We start from the raw sequence: 15,250 nt of genomic DNA, 5'->3' as shown, positions 1-15,250 counted from the left end.
AGTATTATAATTAAATAAAGACCTTACCCATTATAGAGCTGGCACTCTAGGATAAGGTCGACCAACAATTCACAAGGAACTGTCATTGTCATTATATCAATGTTTTTCCTTGTACTCAAGGAGTAGATGGTATGTTAGTGAATGGAAAAATGGAAGAGCTAAAGAAATATAGTAAAAATACATATGATAAACAAGCTTTTGTAGAACAAGTTAAAAATAATTGGGACCTCACTGATCTTCAAATAAGAATGACCTACTTAATATCTGATTTAGCGGTGCAAGCAGATGGCGTTTTTTCAATCGCCTATAATACATTCGTTAATATGTTTGAACGTCGATTCAGTATGAAAATAAGTTTATCTTCTGTACGTCGATTCTTTAGTTTACTCTCAAAAATTGGAGTCTTGTCAGTTAATCCTGCTAAACGAAAAAATAATAAACAATCTGCAAATATTTATATTGTTGAGAATTTCAAAAGTGAAATTGCTGTAGAGAAAAAACTTAATGAAAATCATGAGCACCCAGTAGAACAACCATATGAACACCTTGAAGAGCATCATAATATACCTTTAACTAAACCATTAACTAAACCTCTAAATAAAAAGCCTAATTTCAATTGTAATTACAAGAAATCTGATATCGATAGATTCAAAAGTTTATTAACTAATGCTGCTAATGAAATGTATCCTAAGTTTTCTTTAGGTAGATGGTCAAAAAAACAGTGGAATACTCTAATTACCCAATTTGTGAATGATACGATTACAAGTGGACGCTATAAAAATGTACCTGACGAGAAGATTAACGGATTTACATATAAATGTCTTGAAAAAATTGTTTCTAATTCTGATTATAAAAGATCTCAAGACTTTTATGATTACCAACAGACAATGTCTGAATTGGCTCAAAATAAAAATAGAAATAAAAGTAATGAGGGGTATCCATTCATTTACAATTGGTTAGAAAACTGAGTTATAATAATATTAGCAAATTATGGAGGTTGTAACTGTTATGGTTAATTCTCATGATGTTGTTAGTGTAGCTGATATTTTAGGGGTTAGCCCATCTACTGTTAAAAAGTATTATCTACTTATGGAAGAAAATGATCATCGTTTTCAACGGAACACTATTGGGCGAGTAATTTTTTCTGATGCGGAATTAAATTTATTTCTTAAATTAATTTCCTTGAAGAATGAACCGGGGATGACAGTGAAGAAGGCAGTAGAACAGATTATAGGCGAGATGAATACAAGTGCGAAAGAACCTCAACCTATTAACAGTTTAGACCCTTTAATACATGAACAGGACTTTCTTAGCGTTACAAAACAAGAGTTTCGAGAAGCAATTAAAATAATTGAACAAATTGAAGAGTTAAAAATGGATTTAAATCAAACGGTTAAAATAATAAATAATAATCTGAAAAATTTTAAATCATAAGTGAGAGAACTAACCCGATAATTAGATAGCTCTCAGAGGTTCATAATGACCTCGTGTTGAATCTTTAGAATATTAATGGAGAATTATATAGAATCTTTCATAAGGTTCAGTAATGAGCAATTTTGGATAGGAGATGACTGTTAAAAAGCAGAAGAGATTTTAGTAATAATTGAAAAAATGGAAAACGAAGAACGGTGGAAGCTGCTCGATGAAATGTTTAATAAGTATTACAACAATAGAGGGATTCCAAAAACTGAGCTGGATTTAGAGTATTAAACATACGTGAGAAGAGGGCTGCGATTTTTTTCGCAGTTTTTTTTGTGGTTTGCTTTACATTCTTGGATAAGAAGATATAAAGACTCCGTAAGAAAACATAAAACAAACTTATTGGAGGAATATATAATGAATCAGCCTAACCTACGTCAATTAAAAAACAATGTGGAAATTATCGGAACTCTAAAATCTAAGGAACTTGAGGTTAAAGATAGTGCTGCAGGGAAGACATTTATTTCTGGTAAATTAGTTGTTCAAACAATAACGGATGAGAAGGTTAACGAACATGTTATTAAAATATTTGTCATGAAATCTTCAAACCTTTATAAAGGTATAGAAACAGTTAAAAATGAATATAAAACAATTGATCAAGATGGAATTGAAAATGCAGATCGTATTAAAGTAAAAGGTACGTTAAAACTAAACGAGTACTTTGGAGCTCAAGAAAATTTAATTCAATACAACGAAGTTAGAGGTATGTATTTCCAACGCCTTGAAAATAATGCTAAAGATCAAGATCATGCTATTGCATCTATTGAAACAGTTATTGAAGGATTCTCTGAAAAATTAAATGAAGAGCAATTACCAACAGGACAATATATTGTTAAAGGATTTACTGTTGGATGGAATGATGAAGTTATTGAATTTAAAAATACCTTTATTGATGCAGATTTATCTCAAGCGTTTATAAACTTATACGAACCTGGTTCAACTGGTAGATTATCTTTTAAATTGGAGAGCTACGCTGAAGACGGAGAACAACAACAATCAATAACTACTGGATTTGGGAATACTGTAGAAATAGAAGATATATTTGAACCAACTAAAAAATACGTAAGTAATATTCAAATTATTGGTGGAGATGTACCTTATGTAGATAGTAGAGAATACACTTCAGAAGAAATTGAGACTGCAAAACAAATTAGATTAACTAAAATTCAAGAACTGAAGACTAAATATAATATCTCAATACCACAAGAAAACAACGGATTTGGACAAGGTGCTACTGATCAAAATGAAGAATTCCAATCAAAGCCATTTATTGATCCAAACGGGATGCCAGACTTTTGAATCTACTAATATATATTTAGACCTTAGCATTTTAATGCAAGGTCTTTTTTGTCTTTTTTTTATAAAATCAATAGTTTATTAATCAAAAATTAATGAGAAGAAATAAAGGTCCTTATAACGCTTATTCAACTTAAGTACCCTATATTTAAATGCATTTCTTTACAAACATTAAGTATACAAATCAATTAAAAAATCACCCGAATTCTAAGGGATTTGTAGAGATGAAGTGATCTAACAGTGTTTATACCGTGTCGTGTTATTGGAATATTAACTTATGAATATCTTCATTGTACTTACCGCGTTTTTTAATAAAACCCCGTAAAAATTTGTCATAAGATACAAATGTAGCATTATAGGAACTTTGATAACCATAAGCCTTTTTTATGATTGTTCCTGTTTCAAAAGAGGTAGAAATAACAAAGTCAATTGCATCATTCTTATCAATTTTTCGACCATCAGATTGTATACTTTCAAATAAATATTGATAGTAAGCCATTTCTAGTGAATTAAATCCTTTTTTGTCTTTTTTTAAAATTCCTGACTTAAGTGAGTTTAAAAAAAGGTATATTTTCTTATCCGCAGCTGGCTTAGGAACACCCTGACCTAAAGTAGATTGAATTTTTTTAATACCATCTTCCTCAATTTTAAATACATAATTCGTAATTTTGAACAGGCTGGTATCTAAGTCATCACTTAGGTATACATGGCCCTCATTAAAAACGTAATCTACATAATCAATTTGGGCACCTAGAATAAAACTTAGTTTTTTTGGTAACTTCTTTTTTGGAATTACCCCTAAGTAAAACTGATCAATAAGTTCAGATATACCAGTAGTCAGATTTTTTTCAATTATCTCAATAAATTTGTTGAAATTTTGAAGCTCAACTATATCATTTTTATCCAAATAATAAAAACTATAATATGCAGTTAAGAAAATCATTACTCTTGTAAGTTCATGTTTCTCAAACTCTTTCTTCTTATCCATATTTTGAGAACGATATTGAATTTCATCTAGCTTTGAATTCATTTCATTTTTAAAATAACTGTCATTCAAAAACTTGATGTTAAACTCTTTTTCTTCTAGAATATTTTTCTTAAAATTAACAAATCGACGTTTAGTTCTGTAATCAGCTTTTGAAGGTTCAGAAGAAAATTCTTGTCTATATATTCGCCCGAATAATTCATAAAGCGAAGCTACATGAAACCCTTTCGAAATCTCTTTAGATTCCATGAACCTGAGAAATTCAGTTGCATTTAATTGTTCTGTATTGCACTTACCTTTTTCTTTTAAATCTATAAAATCATATAGAAGGTTTGTATCTAGAACAATTATTTCAGGCATTTTTTTACTCCTCCAGTATTTAAAATCATTTTTTAAAGTTTAAACTAACCTCAAAAATTACACCATATGTATAGAAACTATTAATAAGTATACTAGAAAATTGGTTTATTTGTTGAACTAATCTGTACCTTTAGTTGGACAAGAACAGGAATAAAATTCTCATTTTATAATTATAAGGAAATATCAGTTAAATATGGTTTTGTGCGAACTCTACTTCGTAAGATTCTTTTTGTCCAACCTAAAGGTTGTCCAAAGCTAGTAATTTAACGTATTTTCAAAAAGTGGAAATACGTTGTCCGGAAACCCTTTGGTACCAACACTTCTTGAGCATTTTTGTAATAATAAATAATATAAAGTAGGAATGATACGAAAACCTTTCGAAGAAAGTTTGAGTAAAAGTTTACGACAGTGGTGCTCCAATTAATTTACGTTCTAAAACCTCCAGATATATTAACAACAAGAAATAACTATCTTGGAGGAATTAAAATGACAGTAAAAGTATTAGATGCAATTTGTGGTTCAGGTAAAACAAGTTACGCAATCCAACATATTAATGAAAATCCAGACAAACTATTTATCTATGTAACCCCATTTTTATCAGAAGTTAAGAGAATCAAAAATGAAACCATTCCAGAATTTTACGAACCAGAAATAAAATATGGCAAAGGTAAAAAATCAAATCACATAAAAATTCTTGTTGAAGAAGCAGCCAATATTGTTATGACTCATGAATTATTTGCTAGACTCGATCAAGAAACGTTAATGAACATTAAGTTAGAAGGATATACGTTGATTATGGACGAAGTCGCTAACGTGCTTAACGCTGTTGGAGACATAACAAAAGATGATATTCGATCTTTAAGAGATTCGAAAATTCTTAGAATTGAACCAACTGGAGAAATCACTTGGCTCGATAGCAATTATAATGGAGTCTTCAATCATTTGAAGGTATTAGCTATGAAGAAAAATCTGTTCCTTCATAATGAAGTAATTATTTTTTGGACAATGCCAGTGATAAATTTCAGTTCTTTCGAAGGAGTTTATATTCTTACTTATTTATTTGATGGGCAAATTCAAAAGTACTACTACGATATGCATGAAATCAAATATCGAAAATATTCAGTAGTCAAAGCTGAAGAAAAATACAAGTTAACTCAGTATTCAAAGAGTCTTGAACCGAGAGATTATATTGGAAGTCTTCTTGGTATATATGAAGATTACCAGAATGGAAAATCAATTAGTAAATTGAATACGAATTATCTTGTCAAATCTAATAAGCCTGATAAAGCTTTATCTAAAAAATGGTTTGATAAAGCAGATACATCTCAGATTGATCAACTTAGAAAAAATCTATTAACCTTCTTTACGACTCAAGCTTCAACAAAAGTTGATGATCTTTTCTGGACTACTTTTAAAACTCTAGCTCCAAAAATAAAAAATAAGAAATGTAAGATCAATAAGAAAGACGACCGTTCCAAAGATAATTTCATTCCATTTAACACAAGAGCTACAAACGCTTATGCAGATAAAACAGCAATGGCTTTCGTACTTAACCGTTTCATGAATCCTAATGAGAAGCAATTCTTCTCCAATCGGGGAATAGAAGTGGATGAAGATTTATTAGCAACCTCAGATTTAATTCAATTTTTGTTCCGTGGTTGTATACGAAATAATAAACCTATGAATTGTTACATTCCATCAAGCAGGATGAGAACTCTGTTGAAAAAATGGATAAATTTCGAAATATAAGAATGGTCTTATAACTAATTGTTAAAACGAACAAAAATATTGTTAAAACGAACAAAAATCCGTACAAATTCCCTTAGAAATATATATATATATTAGAGAGTTATAGTAGTTTTTCATTACTATATCAAAGAAAGTTTCTCCAGGCTTTCTTCAATTTTTTCAACGTTTGAATAGAAGAGAAAGATATATACATTTCTTTTCTCAACCTAAGACGCTCAAATTACTTGAGTGTCTTTTTATTTTTTGCCTACTACAAAAATTGTTAAACTCAACAATTATTAAATATCTCACAGAAGGAATCAATAATAGCATAGGAGATTCCTTAAATGGAATTAACAATGTCAATAAATATATGGAGGAAAACAGATGAAAATGGAACTACGTGTCGTTACATCTCAGTTAGAAGCTAATCCTGATGGATCAATGACTGTTTCTGGCTATGTCAATAAGACAGAACAGCTTAGTAATGTTTTAGGGACAGCAAAAAAATTCGTTGAAAAAATCGGAAAAGGAGCTTTCGCTCGAGCTATTCAGAATTCTTCTAGAGATATAGATTTTCTAGCAGAGCATAAAAGAGAATTAATCCTTGCATCAACTCGAAATGGTTCTTTAGAACTTAAAGAGGATGAGCAGGGTCTTTTTATGTCCGCAACAATCACTCCTACTTCATGGGGAAAAGACTATTACGAATTAATTAAGTCCGGAATCCACAGAAGCATGTCTTTCGGTTTTAGAACTGTGAAAGACAATTGGAAGCTAGTTGGTACAGATCTTTATGAAAGAACGATTGAAGAGTTAGAACTATTTGAGGTTAGTGTTGTTAAAGATCCAGCCTATTCTCAATCAACTATTTCAGCAAGAGGAATTGATCTTATTGAAGACGTGAAAATACCGTCTAATTTAGAATTATTGAAAAAGGGAACTAAATTTTCATTTTATAAAAAAGAGGAGAGAAAATCTAATATGAAAACAGTACATTACTATGGACAACCAACAAAAGAATCAGAAGCAAAAGAACAGAGAAAAGCTGAGTATAGAAGGGTAGCAAATTATCTTCGTGGAGAAGAACGAGCATTGAACTATACAGGTAATGGTACTAGTGCTGTTCCTCAAAATGTTCATCAAGAAATCATTAAGAAGTTAGAAGAAACAGCTCCAGTATTTGGACGGTCTCGAAAGTTTCCTACTGTTGCAGGTTCATTGAAAATACCAAGAGAGAATAGTACGGATCAAGCAGGTTTTGTAGGAGAAGGCCATAATGTTACAGAATTAGCAATATCTTTTGGTGAAGTAAAACTTGAACAAAAACGCGTGGGTGCATCAATTTCATTAACAAATATGTTGATCAATGATTCTGGTGTTAACATTGTTGATTATGTTGCAGATCTGTTATCACGACGAGTTGGAAAGACAATTGAGAGTTCTATCTTTACTGGTAACACAGCAGAAGAATTTCGTGGAATTGTTCATGACACAGATGTTAAAGAAGTTAAGGTTGTAGGGCCTGTTGGTGATAATCTTATAAAGTTTTTGAAAATAGAAGATTTATTAGATCTTTACAACACAATTCATCCTGACTATCTTTCTGGTTCTGCATTCTATATTCAGAGAGAAGCATTCAATGTAATTTCGAAAATGAAAGATGAAGCTGGACACTTTTATATGCAGAATGGATTCGTAAATGGAAAATTGACCTACACGTTGTTTGGTGCTGAGATTATCGTAACTAATTCTCTAACTGCTGAAAATCCTATTGTCTTCGGAAATGTTGGATTAGGATATGCAATCATGGTTAAAGGTGAGTCTGGTCTTCAAATGATTACAGATACGAAGAATGCTCTTGCAGGTACAAAAATGTTTATCTACGATATGTATGTTGATGGAGCTGTATTCAATCCCGAAGCATTAGCGAAGTTAACTGTTTCTAATTAAAGTCAGTAGTTCTGGCTTTCTGTTTTTTATTTAAACATATTATTGGAAGTGGATGAGGCCTCTATCTCTGAAACTTCCTTCTTTTTTTTATGAACGAAAAAAAATGAGGTCTAGATTATCAATACCAAGATTGATGTTTTGTAAAAAAAGTTAGATGTCTGTTTGAGACTCAAGATGCAAGGCAGTAGTTCGTATTATTAGGGCTGATATAAGTCTGTTAGGTATTAGCTCTTAAAAATAAGGTATTACTGGAATTAGTACTTGCTGTAAGTTATGAATTATAACGTGCTGCCATAGATATAGGCTTTATATGGAGAGTATTACAATACAACAAAATACAAAATAATATTTGAAAGGAAGGATAACGATGGATAAGAAGATTGAATGTTTAAAGGATATTAAAGAAGATGTAGGTGTTGATTTGTATCGTAAAGCAGTGACGAAGGTTGTTGCATCATACTACTCTAAAGTGTTATCAAACAGAGGTAAGAAAGTAAAGAGAACTGAGGTTTGGGAAAGGACAAACATAAAGCTAAAGGAGTTAGGTATAGAAGGAGTTTCATATGAGTTCATGAGAACTGTGGTTTGAGTTAAGTTTAATCATTTAGGGTGAGAGCTGAAGTAGTTGTAAGTGATGAATGAAGTAGATGATGTAGACTCAAGTGCAGATTAGTAGCTCAGGTGAAGATAGTAGTTTGTAATTGGATGTGTGATGCAAGAGTGAAGAGTAAATTGGGAAAAAGAAAATGAATTTCAAGTGTTGAGGGTAGCTAGCCTTGACGATATGGCCTACCTTCATTTTGAAAAAAAGTTAAAACGTCTTAAATAACCGTGAGGGAGCATTTTTGCTAAAGGTACCAAAACGCCCAAACTCCGTTGAAGTAATAGCATATGTACTAATGTAATAATTAATTTAGTCACAATTCAAGAATACTCATACTATATGTATGGGTATAAACTGATTAATCAAAACTAGGGATATAAATTGGCGCAAAGAACGCAGTACCAATTTGAATGTCATTCTTAGTTTTTTTAGAATTTTGTTCAGGGTATTTTTGAATAAATTTTTCTTTAGCGACTTTAATATGTTCAGGAGTATACCGTCTTTCATCTTTAAAGGTACATCACCACCTATAACCATAAGTTCTAATTTGTTTGTGTTAGTTTGGTGCTTTGTACTTGTGAAAGCAAAAGCGTGTATCTGTTGTTTTATCTTAGATGGACAACTTAGTTTGCAGATTAACCGTCCTGTAGCATTTTCAAAGTTCGTTATAACTGACATTAAAACCATTTAATGAAGTTACCTTACTTGTTTCGTCTGTATGAAAGCTTTCCACGATAGTTATATTTTCATTAAGGCCATATCATCCTCCTTTTCTTCTTCACCTAATCTATTAAAGAAGATTCCTCTTATTTCATGAAGTTGCTCTTTACTTCCTATATAATGAACGTATTTTAATGAGCCAGTATCAGCGTTCTCAATACTATCTGTTTCAATAGTTGGATATTCATTCATTATAGTTATTCTTCTTTATATTTTTCACCTCCAACAAAATTCATACATCACCTGAAATAATTTAAGATTTTTTCATCTTTTTACCAGTAATTTGTATTAAATGATATATAATGTAAATGCAAGTTATTGGGGGTGGGGGATTGGATCTACAAACTACTGTTTCTCCGAATGAAAGAGATGGAGGATATTATGCTATCAAGGGGTTTTTATTTCAATTTGATATCACACTAATAGAAGTATTAAGTAATCCAGAAACAAAAGTTCAATTTGAACAAATACAGGATATAAATTACGACAATTATGTAATGCAAGTAAAACATAAGGAGACCCAAAATTATAGTGCTAGTAAAATTAGAAAGCCTGTAATCCAATTATTAGAGATATTTAATGCGGATGAAAGCAAAAAGCTTAATTTATATTGCTATTTTAAAGATAAATCTCCTGAGAACAAATCATTAAATTTGACGGAACTCGATAGCATATTAGGGGAAGAAAAATCGAAATATAAGCGGAGTTTAAAAAGTGAATTTTTAAAAAGCTTTCAACTAACTTTCACCTATGATTATAATTCTCAATTTATCGAACTCATAGAGTTAATTAAACAATTATATGCAAAAGGTGACCATGCATTAGCAATCTATTATCACTCGATATTTAGATCGAAATTATTGGATTTGGCAATTAAAGAAAAAAATATGAGAGAAATTATGAAAAGCGATTTGGATGGATTTATCACTGATGTAAGAAAAGTTATTTTTCATTCCTCCTATGCGGATTACTTAACTAATGAGCAATATGTAAAATTAATACGACGAGAAATCTTTACATTTAAAACTCCAAATATCGGGAATTTTGAAAGGTTATTTATAATTGAAACAAATGAAAATGATCATATTGTAGATATTCAGAATACTATATTCAAACTAATTAAAAAGTATCATCGTCATAATAAATCACCAGCTCCATTTATTTGTTTTAGCGCCATGGAGACAGAGAAGTTGAATCTTATTAAACAGTCTCTAATAGATCAGGGCATTTATTTTAATGATGGCACGCTATTTAATGGTGACAAATTTAGAATAGATAAAATTGTGGAAAGAAATGAAAATAAGCGAGTTAAGATTATCAATAGTGAAAATTTAAATAAGTTAGTTAAGGATATGAGATTTAATGAAGTATATCAATTTCACAAAAACAATCTAGTAACATTAAATGTAGATAAAAATACAAAGCACATTCAAATATTCACTGAAGATATACTACAAGTCTTAAAAATGATTTCATAGGGGGGTCAAGATGGAAGATATATTTGAACAAGAACAAAAAATTGCAAAGGTTATTTCCGTATTGCCAAACAAGATTAAGATACAAGTAACTGATATTGAAAAGTTTAAATTAGAGGCTGAGAGATTCTCAGTAGGTTCTTATATTCGTGTATCAGATAGTGAAGATTGTGCTTTAATTTGTATAATAGAGAATTTCTCAATCGAAAAAGAAGGTAATGAAAGTCAGTATATATTAGAAGCAATGCCACTTGGTTTTTTAGATAGTTATGGAAAGTTTAGTAGAGGGGGAAATAACATTGCTATACCACCAACAGATGTTGAGCTAGCAAAACTAGAAGAGATACAGACTATTTATGAAGCGGTGGATCCAATAAAAAGGTTTTGCTTCTCAAAATTGTCTCAAGAGAAAGAAATAAAGGTACCGGTGAATGGAGATAAGTTTTTCAATAAACATATTGCAGTTGTGGGTTCCACAGGCTCTGGTAAATCTCATACAGTTGCAAAAGTGCTACAAGAGGCTTTAAATGTTAAAGATAGTGAGTATGAAGGGTTAAATAATTCCCATATTGTTTTATTCGATATTCATTCGGAATATAGAGAAGCATTTCCAGGGGCTAATTATATAGATGTAAATAACTTAGCATTACCTTTTTGGTTAATGAATAGTGAGGAATTAGAAGAATTATTTATTGATACTGAAGCTAATGACCATAATCAAAGAAATGTGTTCAAAGAAGCAGTCACTCTTAATAAAAAGAAGCATAATCCGGGAGTGGATGCAAAACAAATAACATATGATGCTCCATATAAGTTCGACATAAATGAAGTCTTAACTTATATACGTAACAAAAATAATAACCGGAAAAATAAGAAAAACAAGATTGTTTGGGAAGGTATCGATGGCAAGGATTTTGAAATTACAAGTGATAAAATAAATTTAATGTTTGAAGATGATTTAACTGCTTCGTTAGCTACAGGAACTTCAAATGGTCCAAATTTTGGGGACTTCCTAAATTTCATATCAAGGATGGAAAATAAATTAAATGATAAGCGATTAAGTTTTTTACTCCATGGGAAAGTTGAAACAATCTCCTTTAAAGATACTATTAAGCAATTTCTAGGGTATGAAATAGAAGCCCAAGAAAAAACAATTAACCATAATGTAACTATAATTGATTTAAGTGGAGTTCCTTTTGAAGTTTTAAGTATAACTGTATCTTTAATTTCAAGAGTAATTTTTGAATATGGGTACTATTTCAAAAAAACCTTTACAGATGATTATAATAAAACACCAATTTTGTTGGTTTATGAAGAAGCTCACAAGTATATCCCTAAAATTAAATCTTCTAAATATAACTCTTGTCGAGTATCGATAGAAAGAATTGCTAAAGAAGGACGGAAATACGGAGTAACTGCCATGATTGTAAGTCAAAGGCCTTCGGAAATTTCTGAAACCATTTTTTCGCAGTGCAGCAACTTCATTTCTATGAGATTGACTAACCCAGAAGATCAAAATTATGTGAAGAGATTGCTTCCTGATAGTTTAGGCCCGTTAACAGACTCCTTACCAACATTAAAAGAAGGGGAAGCAATACTTATTGGGGATTCTATTGTAATGCCCTCATTAGTAACAATTGATCCTTGTAATCCAACTCCATCATCAAATGATATTCATTATTTACAAGAATGGAAGAAAAAATGGGCAAATGTAGAATTTGATCATCTTATAGAAAATTGGAAATGATAATTACACTGTCTACTAAAGAACTTTATATATAAAATATCAATTTTATTATTCAATATATAAGTAAGTATTAATTCAGATTCTTAACTTCTCTTTCAAATATAAATTGTTTGTTTACAAATTCAATCACCTCGATATAAAAATGTCGAGGTGATTAGTATATGTACTATGTATATATTCATAAAGACAAGAAAACTGGAGAAATCGTTTATGTTGGGAAAGGATCTAATTTTAGATATTGCGGTTATAACAGTAGATCATCTGAACATGCGTCCAAGATGAAAAGTGGAAAATTAGAATACATTATTTTAAAGTATTTTGATGAGGAAGAAGAAGCTTATATATATGAAGAAAAAATCACAAATCAATACAAAATGCTCAATCAAGGTAAATTTAATATAAGCATTGGAAGAAGACTAGGGGAAGAAACAAAGATAAAAATATCCAATATTCTTAAGGGGAAAAAAAGAAGTTGGGAAACTAAAGAACTGATTAAGAGAAATCATGCCAGACCTCATGCAAAAGAAGTGATGATGTATAAAGATGGTATTCTCATAAAAAGATTTAGAAGTTCCAGAGACGCTGGGAAATTTGCTGCTACTCAGGGTATTTGTTCTTATGGATGGTGCGGAAGAAGTCTCAAAACTGGAGAATCTACAAAGGCTACGAAAAATTTTCCAATTGGGGGCTATCGTTTTGCTTATATGGATGATAAAATACAATCAAGGAAAGACCAATGAATTTAATCTAAAAACCGATAAATTCTTGGCTATTATAGAAGAAGTTTGTAAATCGATGCTGATAGATTAACGTTTAAGAGTTTAAATTACCCCCTATACTCCGAGAAGTTCCGAATTCATTGCGATGGTCGCAGATAAGCTACGTCTTGAACACAAAGCTTCTTGACAGGGTTAGGGGCTACGGATTGTTTTTAAAGAACAACTGACCATAAAGAGGCTAGAGCCGCTAAATAAAATATAGTAGAACTCGTGGCGCTTTTAAGTTGATAAGGTGTAGTTGCCTATTTTAGGCAAGTATGAGTAAGTCCATGAGTTTTTTTATATTAAACGCCTTTTATTTATTGGATTATTCCTGAAGAATCCAATAAATAAAAGGCGTTTTTGTTTGGATATAGGGCTTCATATAGGATGAGTTTTTGCAAATATCAAATTACTTAGTGAAATATGTATGTTTTTAGATTTTTTTATAGATTGTGGCTTATAATTATAGGTATATATTCGTAGGCACGAGGAGGAAAGTTTGTGATTTATGAAGAAAATCAATATTTCATCTTGGAAATGGAAGAAGAAATAGTATATATGACCGTTTTTCAAAAAGGTTTTTCCATTCTGCAAATGAATCCAATCCTGAATAAATATCCACAAATCTCACTGGATAATTTTAAAGATTTAAAGGATGCACTTATACAGGCTAGCGGGGAAAAAATCAAAGTGGGTAAACAAAAACCACTCTTGGAGTGGAAGATAGCGGAAGACAAGCTGACAGCAAGTGTAAAGATTAAGTGTTCTGCGGATTATTTGATGAATCACCAGTCAGAAATAGTGGGGATGATTTTACAGGATCTACAACGTGAGAATATTTCAGAAGGAATCTTAATGCATGTCTTGCAAAATCAGTTACAAGTGAAAGAATCAATTGTTGTGGCTAAAGGCATTGAGCCGGTTCATGGAACGGATGCTGTGGTCACCTATTACAAAAGGTCGGATAGAAAGCCTGTGATACGGGAGGATGGAAAGGCCGATTATTACGATATGAATTTCCTTGATGAAGTAAAAAAGGGAGAGTGGCTTGGTGAAAAGACCCCTCCTACAGAAGGGACGATGGGAAGGTCCATTACAGGGGACTTTGTTCTCGCACAGAAGGGGAAAAATAAAAAGCTTCAATATGACCAAAAAACTGTGGAGGCAATTGAAAGTGAAGGTAAAATCGTTCTCAGGGCCATGACAGATGGAGTGGTGGAGTTCAAAGACGGGAAAATCAGTGTAGGAAATCACCTTGTCATTGAGGGGGATGTCGGAATCGAAACAGGTAATATCGAATTCGAAGGAAGCGTTACCATAAAAGGATCGGTTCTTGACAATTTTTCGGTAACGGCTACCAAGGATATATCCATTTTAAGTGAGCTGGGGATAAGTAATGTAAAAGGAATTTATTCGAAAAAGGGGGATGTATTCATTAAAGGCGGTATTTTTGGAAAAGGGGTTTCCGAAATCTCTGCAGGTAGAAATATTTACGTAAAGCATGCTAATGAAAGCCATTTACATGCAGGGGAAAGCATACATATCGGATATTATTCGCTTGGAAGTTTTCTGAAAGCAAAAAATATCTATACAGATGAAAAGAAAGGAAAATTGATTGGGGGCGTTATTGAAGCTCATGGAAAAGTCAGGGCTGCCGTCATCGGGAATAGAATGGAACGGAAGACTATCGTAAATGTACAGGGCTTTAATCGTATGAATTTAAAAGAGGAATTGAATGAAACTTTACTCCGTTATAAGGCAAAGGTTCAAGAGCTGGAATTAATGAAGGAAAAGCTGGAGGTCTATGAAATGTTCGTCGGACAATTGAATGTTTCGCAAAATTATCAATATGAACATACCAAAGAACAGCTTGAACGCTTGAATGGTGAGATTTTTCAAATCGATGAAAAACGTAAATCATTGATGGATACACTTGAATCCAAGGGGGATGGGGAAATTACCATCGGGCAAATGGCATTTCCTGATACTCGACTGCAAATTAAAAGCATGGAGAAAAAATTGAACGACTTAACAAAAGGAACGTTCTATGCGGAAAATAATTATTTGCATTTTGATTAATCTTAAATTAATATCCGACTGCGCCTTTTCATAAAATTGAAGATCTACTGAAATTTTTGTGGG

At 31.6% G+C, this 15,250-nt stretch carries 12 protein-coding genes; 10 read left to right on the top strand and 2 right to left on the bottom strand.

Annotated features, from left to right (window positions below):
- The first annotated feature begins 131 nt into the window (after positions 1-131).
- The 3 genes from ACQKIC_RS05960 (at position 132) to ACQKIC_RS05950 (ending at position 2,778) form a co-directional block, all read left to right on the top strand.
- Positions 132-968, top strand: a complete 837-nt coding sequence (locus ACQKIC_RS05960; RefSeq protein ID WP_427590478.1) for a hypothetical protein — start codon at positions 132-134, stop codon at positions 966-968.
- A gap of 22 nt (positions 969-990) precedes the next feature.
- Complete coding sequence (locus ACQKIC_RS05955; protein ID WP_427668574.1) at positions 991-1,434, top strand: hypothetical protein; 444 nt, start codon at positions 991-993, stop codon at positions 1,432-1,434.
- Positions 1,435-1,836: 402 nt separating this feature from the next.
- On the top strand, positions 1,837-2,778 hold the full coding sequence (locus ACQKIC_RS05950; RefSeq protein ID WP_427590476.1) for a hypothetical protein: 942 nt from the start codon (positions 1,837-1,839) through the stop codon (positions 2,776-2,778).
- Between the two features lie 256 nt (positions 2,779-3,034).
- On the opposite strand, the gene ACQKIC_RS05945 is transcribed toward ACQKIC_RS05950, so the two are convergent.
- The gene (locus tag ACQKIC_RS05945; RefSeq protein ID WP_427590475.1) at positions 3,035-4,120 is read right to left on the bottom strand and encodes a hypothetical protein; all 1,086 of its coding nucleotides are present in this window, start codon (positions 4,118-4,120) and stop codon (positions 3,035-3,037) included.
- Positions 4,121-4,606: 486 nt separating this feature from the next.
- Between ACQKIC_RS05945 and ACQKIC_RS05940 the strand changes: the two genes are divergently transcribed.
- From ACQKIC_RS05940 to ACQKIC_RS05930, 3 genes are all read left to right on the top strand, one after another.
- Entirely contained in the window at positions 4,607-5,869 is a 1,263-nt protein-coding gene (locus ACQKIC_RS05940) for a DEAD/DEAH box helicase family protein (RefSeq protein ID WP_427590474.1), read from the top strand.
- 366 nt (positions 5,870-6,235) lie between these two features.
- A complete protein-coding gene (locus tag ACQKIC_RS05935) occupies positions 6,236-7,801 on the top strand; it encodes a phage major capsid protein (protein ID WP_427590473.1) in 1,566 nt (521 codons plus the stop codon).
- Between the two features lie 367 nt (positions 7,802-8,168).
- Positions 8,169-8,390 carry a hypothetical protein gene (locus tag ACQKIC_RS05930; protein WP_427590472.1) on the top strand — a complete coding sequence of 74 codons (222 nt, stop codon included), beginning with the start codon at positions 8,169-8,171 and terminating at the stop codon, positions 8,388-8,390.
- A gap of 753 nt (positions 8,391-9,143) precedes the next feature.
- Here the strand turns inward: ACQKIC_RS05930 and ACQKIC_RS05925 are convergent.
- Positions 9,144-9,317 (bottom strand): hypothetical protein, encoded by a 174-nt coding sequence (locus tag ACQKIC_RS05925; protein ID WP_427590471.1) that lies wholly within the window; start codon positions 9,315-9,317, stop codon positions 9,144-9,146.
- A gap of 140 nt (positions 9,318-9,457) precedes the next feature.
- On the opposite strand from ACQKIC_RS05925, the gene ACQKIC_RS05920 reads away from it, so the two are divergent.
- The 4 genes from ACQKIC_RS05920 to ACQKIC_RS05905 all read left to right on the top strand — a co-directional run bounded on the left by ACQKIC_RS05920 (position 9,458) and on the right by ACQKIC_RS05905 (position 15,187).
- Complete coding sequence (locus ACQKIC_RS05920; protein ID WP_427590470.1) at positions 9,458-10,603, top strand: hypothetical protein; 1,146 nt, start codon at positions 9,458-9,460, stop codon at positions 10,601-10,603.
- Between the two features lie 10 nt (positions 10,604-10,613).
- A complete protein-coding gene (locus tag ACQKIC_RS05915) occupies positions 10,614-12,347 on the top strand; it encodes an ATP-binding protein (RefSeq protein WP_427590469.1) in 1,734 nt (577 codons plus the stop codon).
- A gap of 161 nt (positions 12,348-12,508) precedes the next feature.
- Complete coding sequence (locus ACQKIC_RS05910; RefSeq protein ID WP_427590468.1) at positions 12,509-13,087, top strand: hypothetical protein; 579 nt, start codon at positions 12,509-12,511, stop codon at positions 13,085-13,087.
- Between the two features lie 522 nt (positions 13,088-13,609).
- Positions 13,610-15,187, top strand: coding sequence for a DUF342 domain-containing protein (locus ACQKIC_RS05905; RefSeq protein WP_427590467.1), 1,578 nt, complete (start codon positions 13,610-13,612; stop codon positions 15,185-15,187).
- Positions 15,188-15,250 lie beyond the last annotated feature (63 nt).

This window comes from Peribacillus sp. NPDC046944, assembly GCF_050272735.1.
Lineage (GTDB): Bacteria > Bacillota > Bacilli > Bacillales > DSM-1321 > Peribacillus.
The sequence above is the reverse complement of the archived record's forward strand: the minus strand, read 5'-3'. Positions and strand labels throughout refer to the sequence as shown.

Bases quoted from the DNA above. Each gene is read 5' to 3' on its own strand.
- ACQKIC_RS05910 (WP_427590468.1), top strand. From the start codon at position 12,509: ATGTACTATGTATATATTCATAAAGACAAGAAAACTGGAGAAATCGTT.
- ACQKIC_RS05915 (WP_427590469.1), top strand. From the start codon at position 10,614: ATGGAAGATATATTTGAACAAGAACAAAAAATTGCAAAGGTTATTTCC.
- ACQKIC_RS05935 (WP_427590473.1), top strand. From the start codon at position 6,236: ATGAAAATGGAACTACGTGTCGTTACATCTCAGTTAGAAGCTAATCCT.
- ACQKIC_RS05945 (WP_427590475.1), bottom strand. From the start codon at position 4,120: ATGCCTGAAATAATTGTTCTAGATACAAACCTTCTATATGATTTTATA.
- ACQKIC_RS05960 (WP_427590478.1), top strand. From the start codon at position 132: ATGTTAGTGAATGGAAAAATGGAAGAGCTAAAGAAATATAGTAAAAAT.
- ACQKIC_RS05940 (WP_427590474.1), top strand. From the start codon at position 4,607: ATGACAGTAAAAGTATTAGATGCAATTTGTGGTTCAGGTAAAACAAGT.
- ACQKIC_RS05950 (WP_427590476.1), top strand. From the start codon at position 1,837: ATGAATCAGCCTAACCTACGTCAATTAAAAAACAATGTGGAAATTATC.
- ACQKIC_RS05925 (WP_427590471.1), bottom strand. From the start codon at position 9,317: ATGAATGAATATCCAACTATTGAAACAGATAGTATTGAGAACGCTGAT.
- ACQKIC_RS05930 (WP_427590472.1), top strand. From the start codon at position 8,169: ATGGATAAGAAGATTGAATGTTTAAAGGATATTAAAGAAGATGTAGGT.
- ACQKIC_RS05955 (WP_427668574.1), top strand. From the start codon at position 991: ATGGAGGTTGTAACTGTTATGGTTAATTCTCATGATGTTGTTAGTGTA.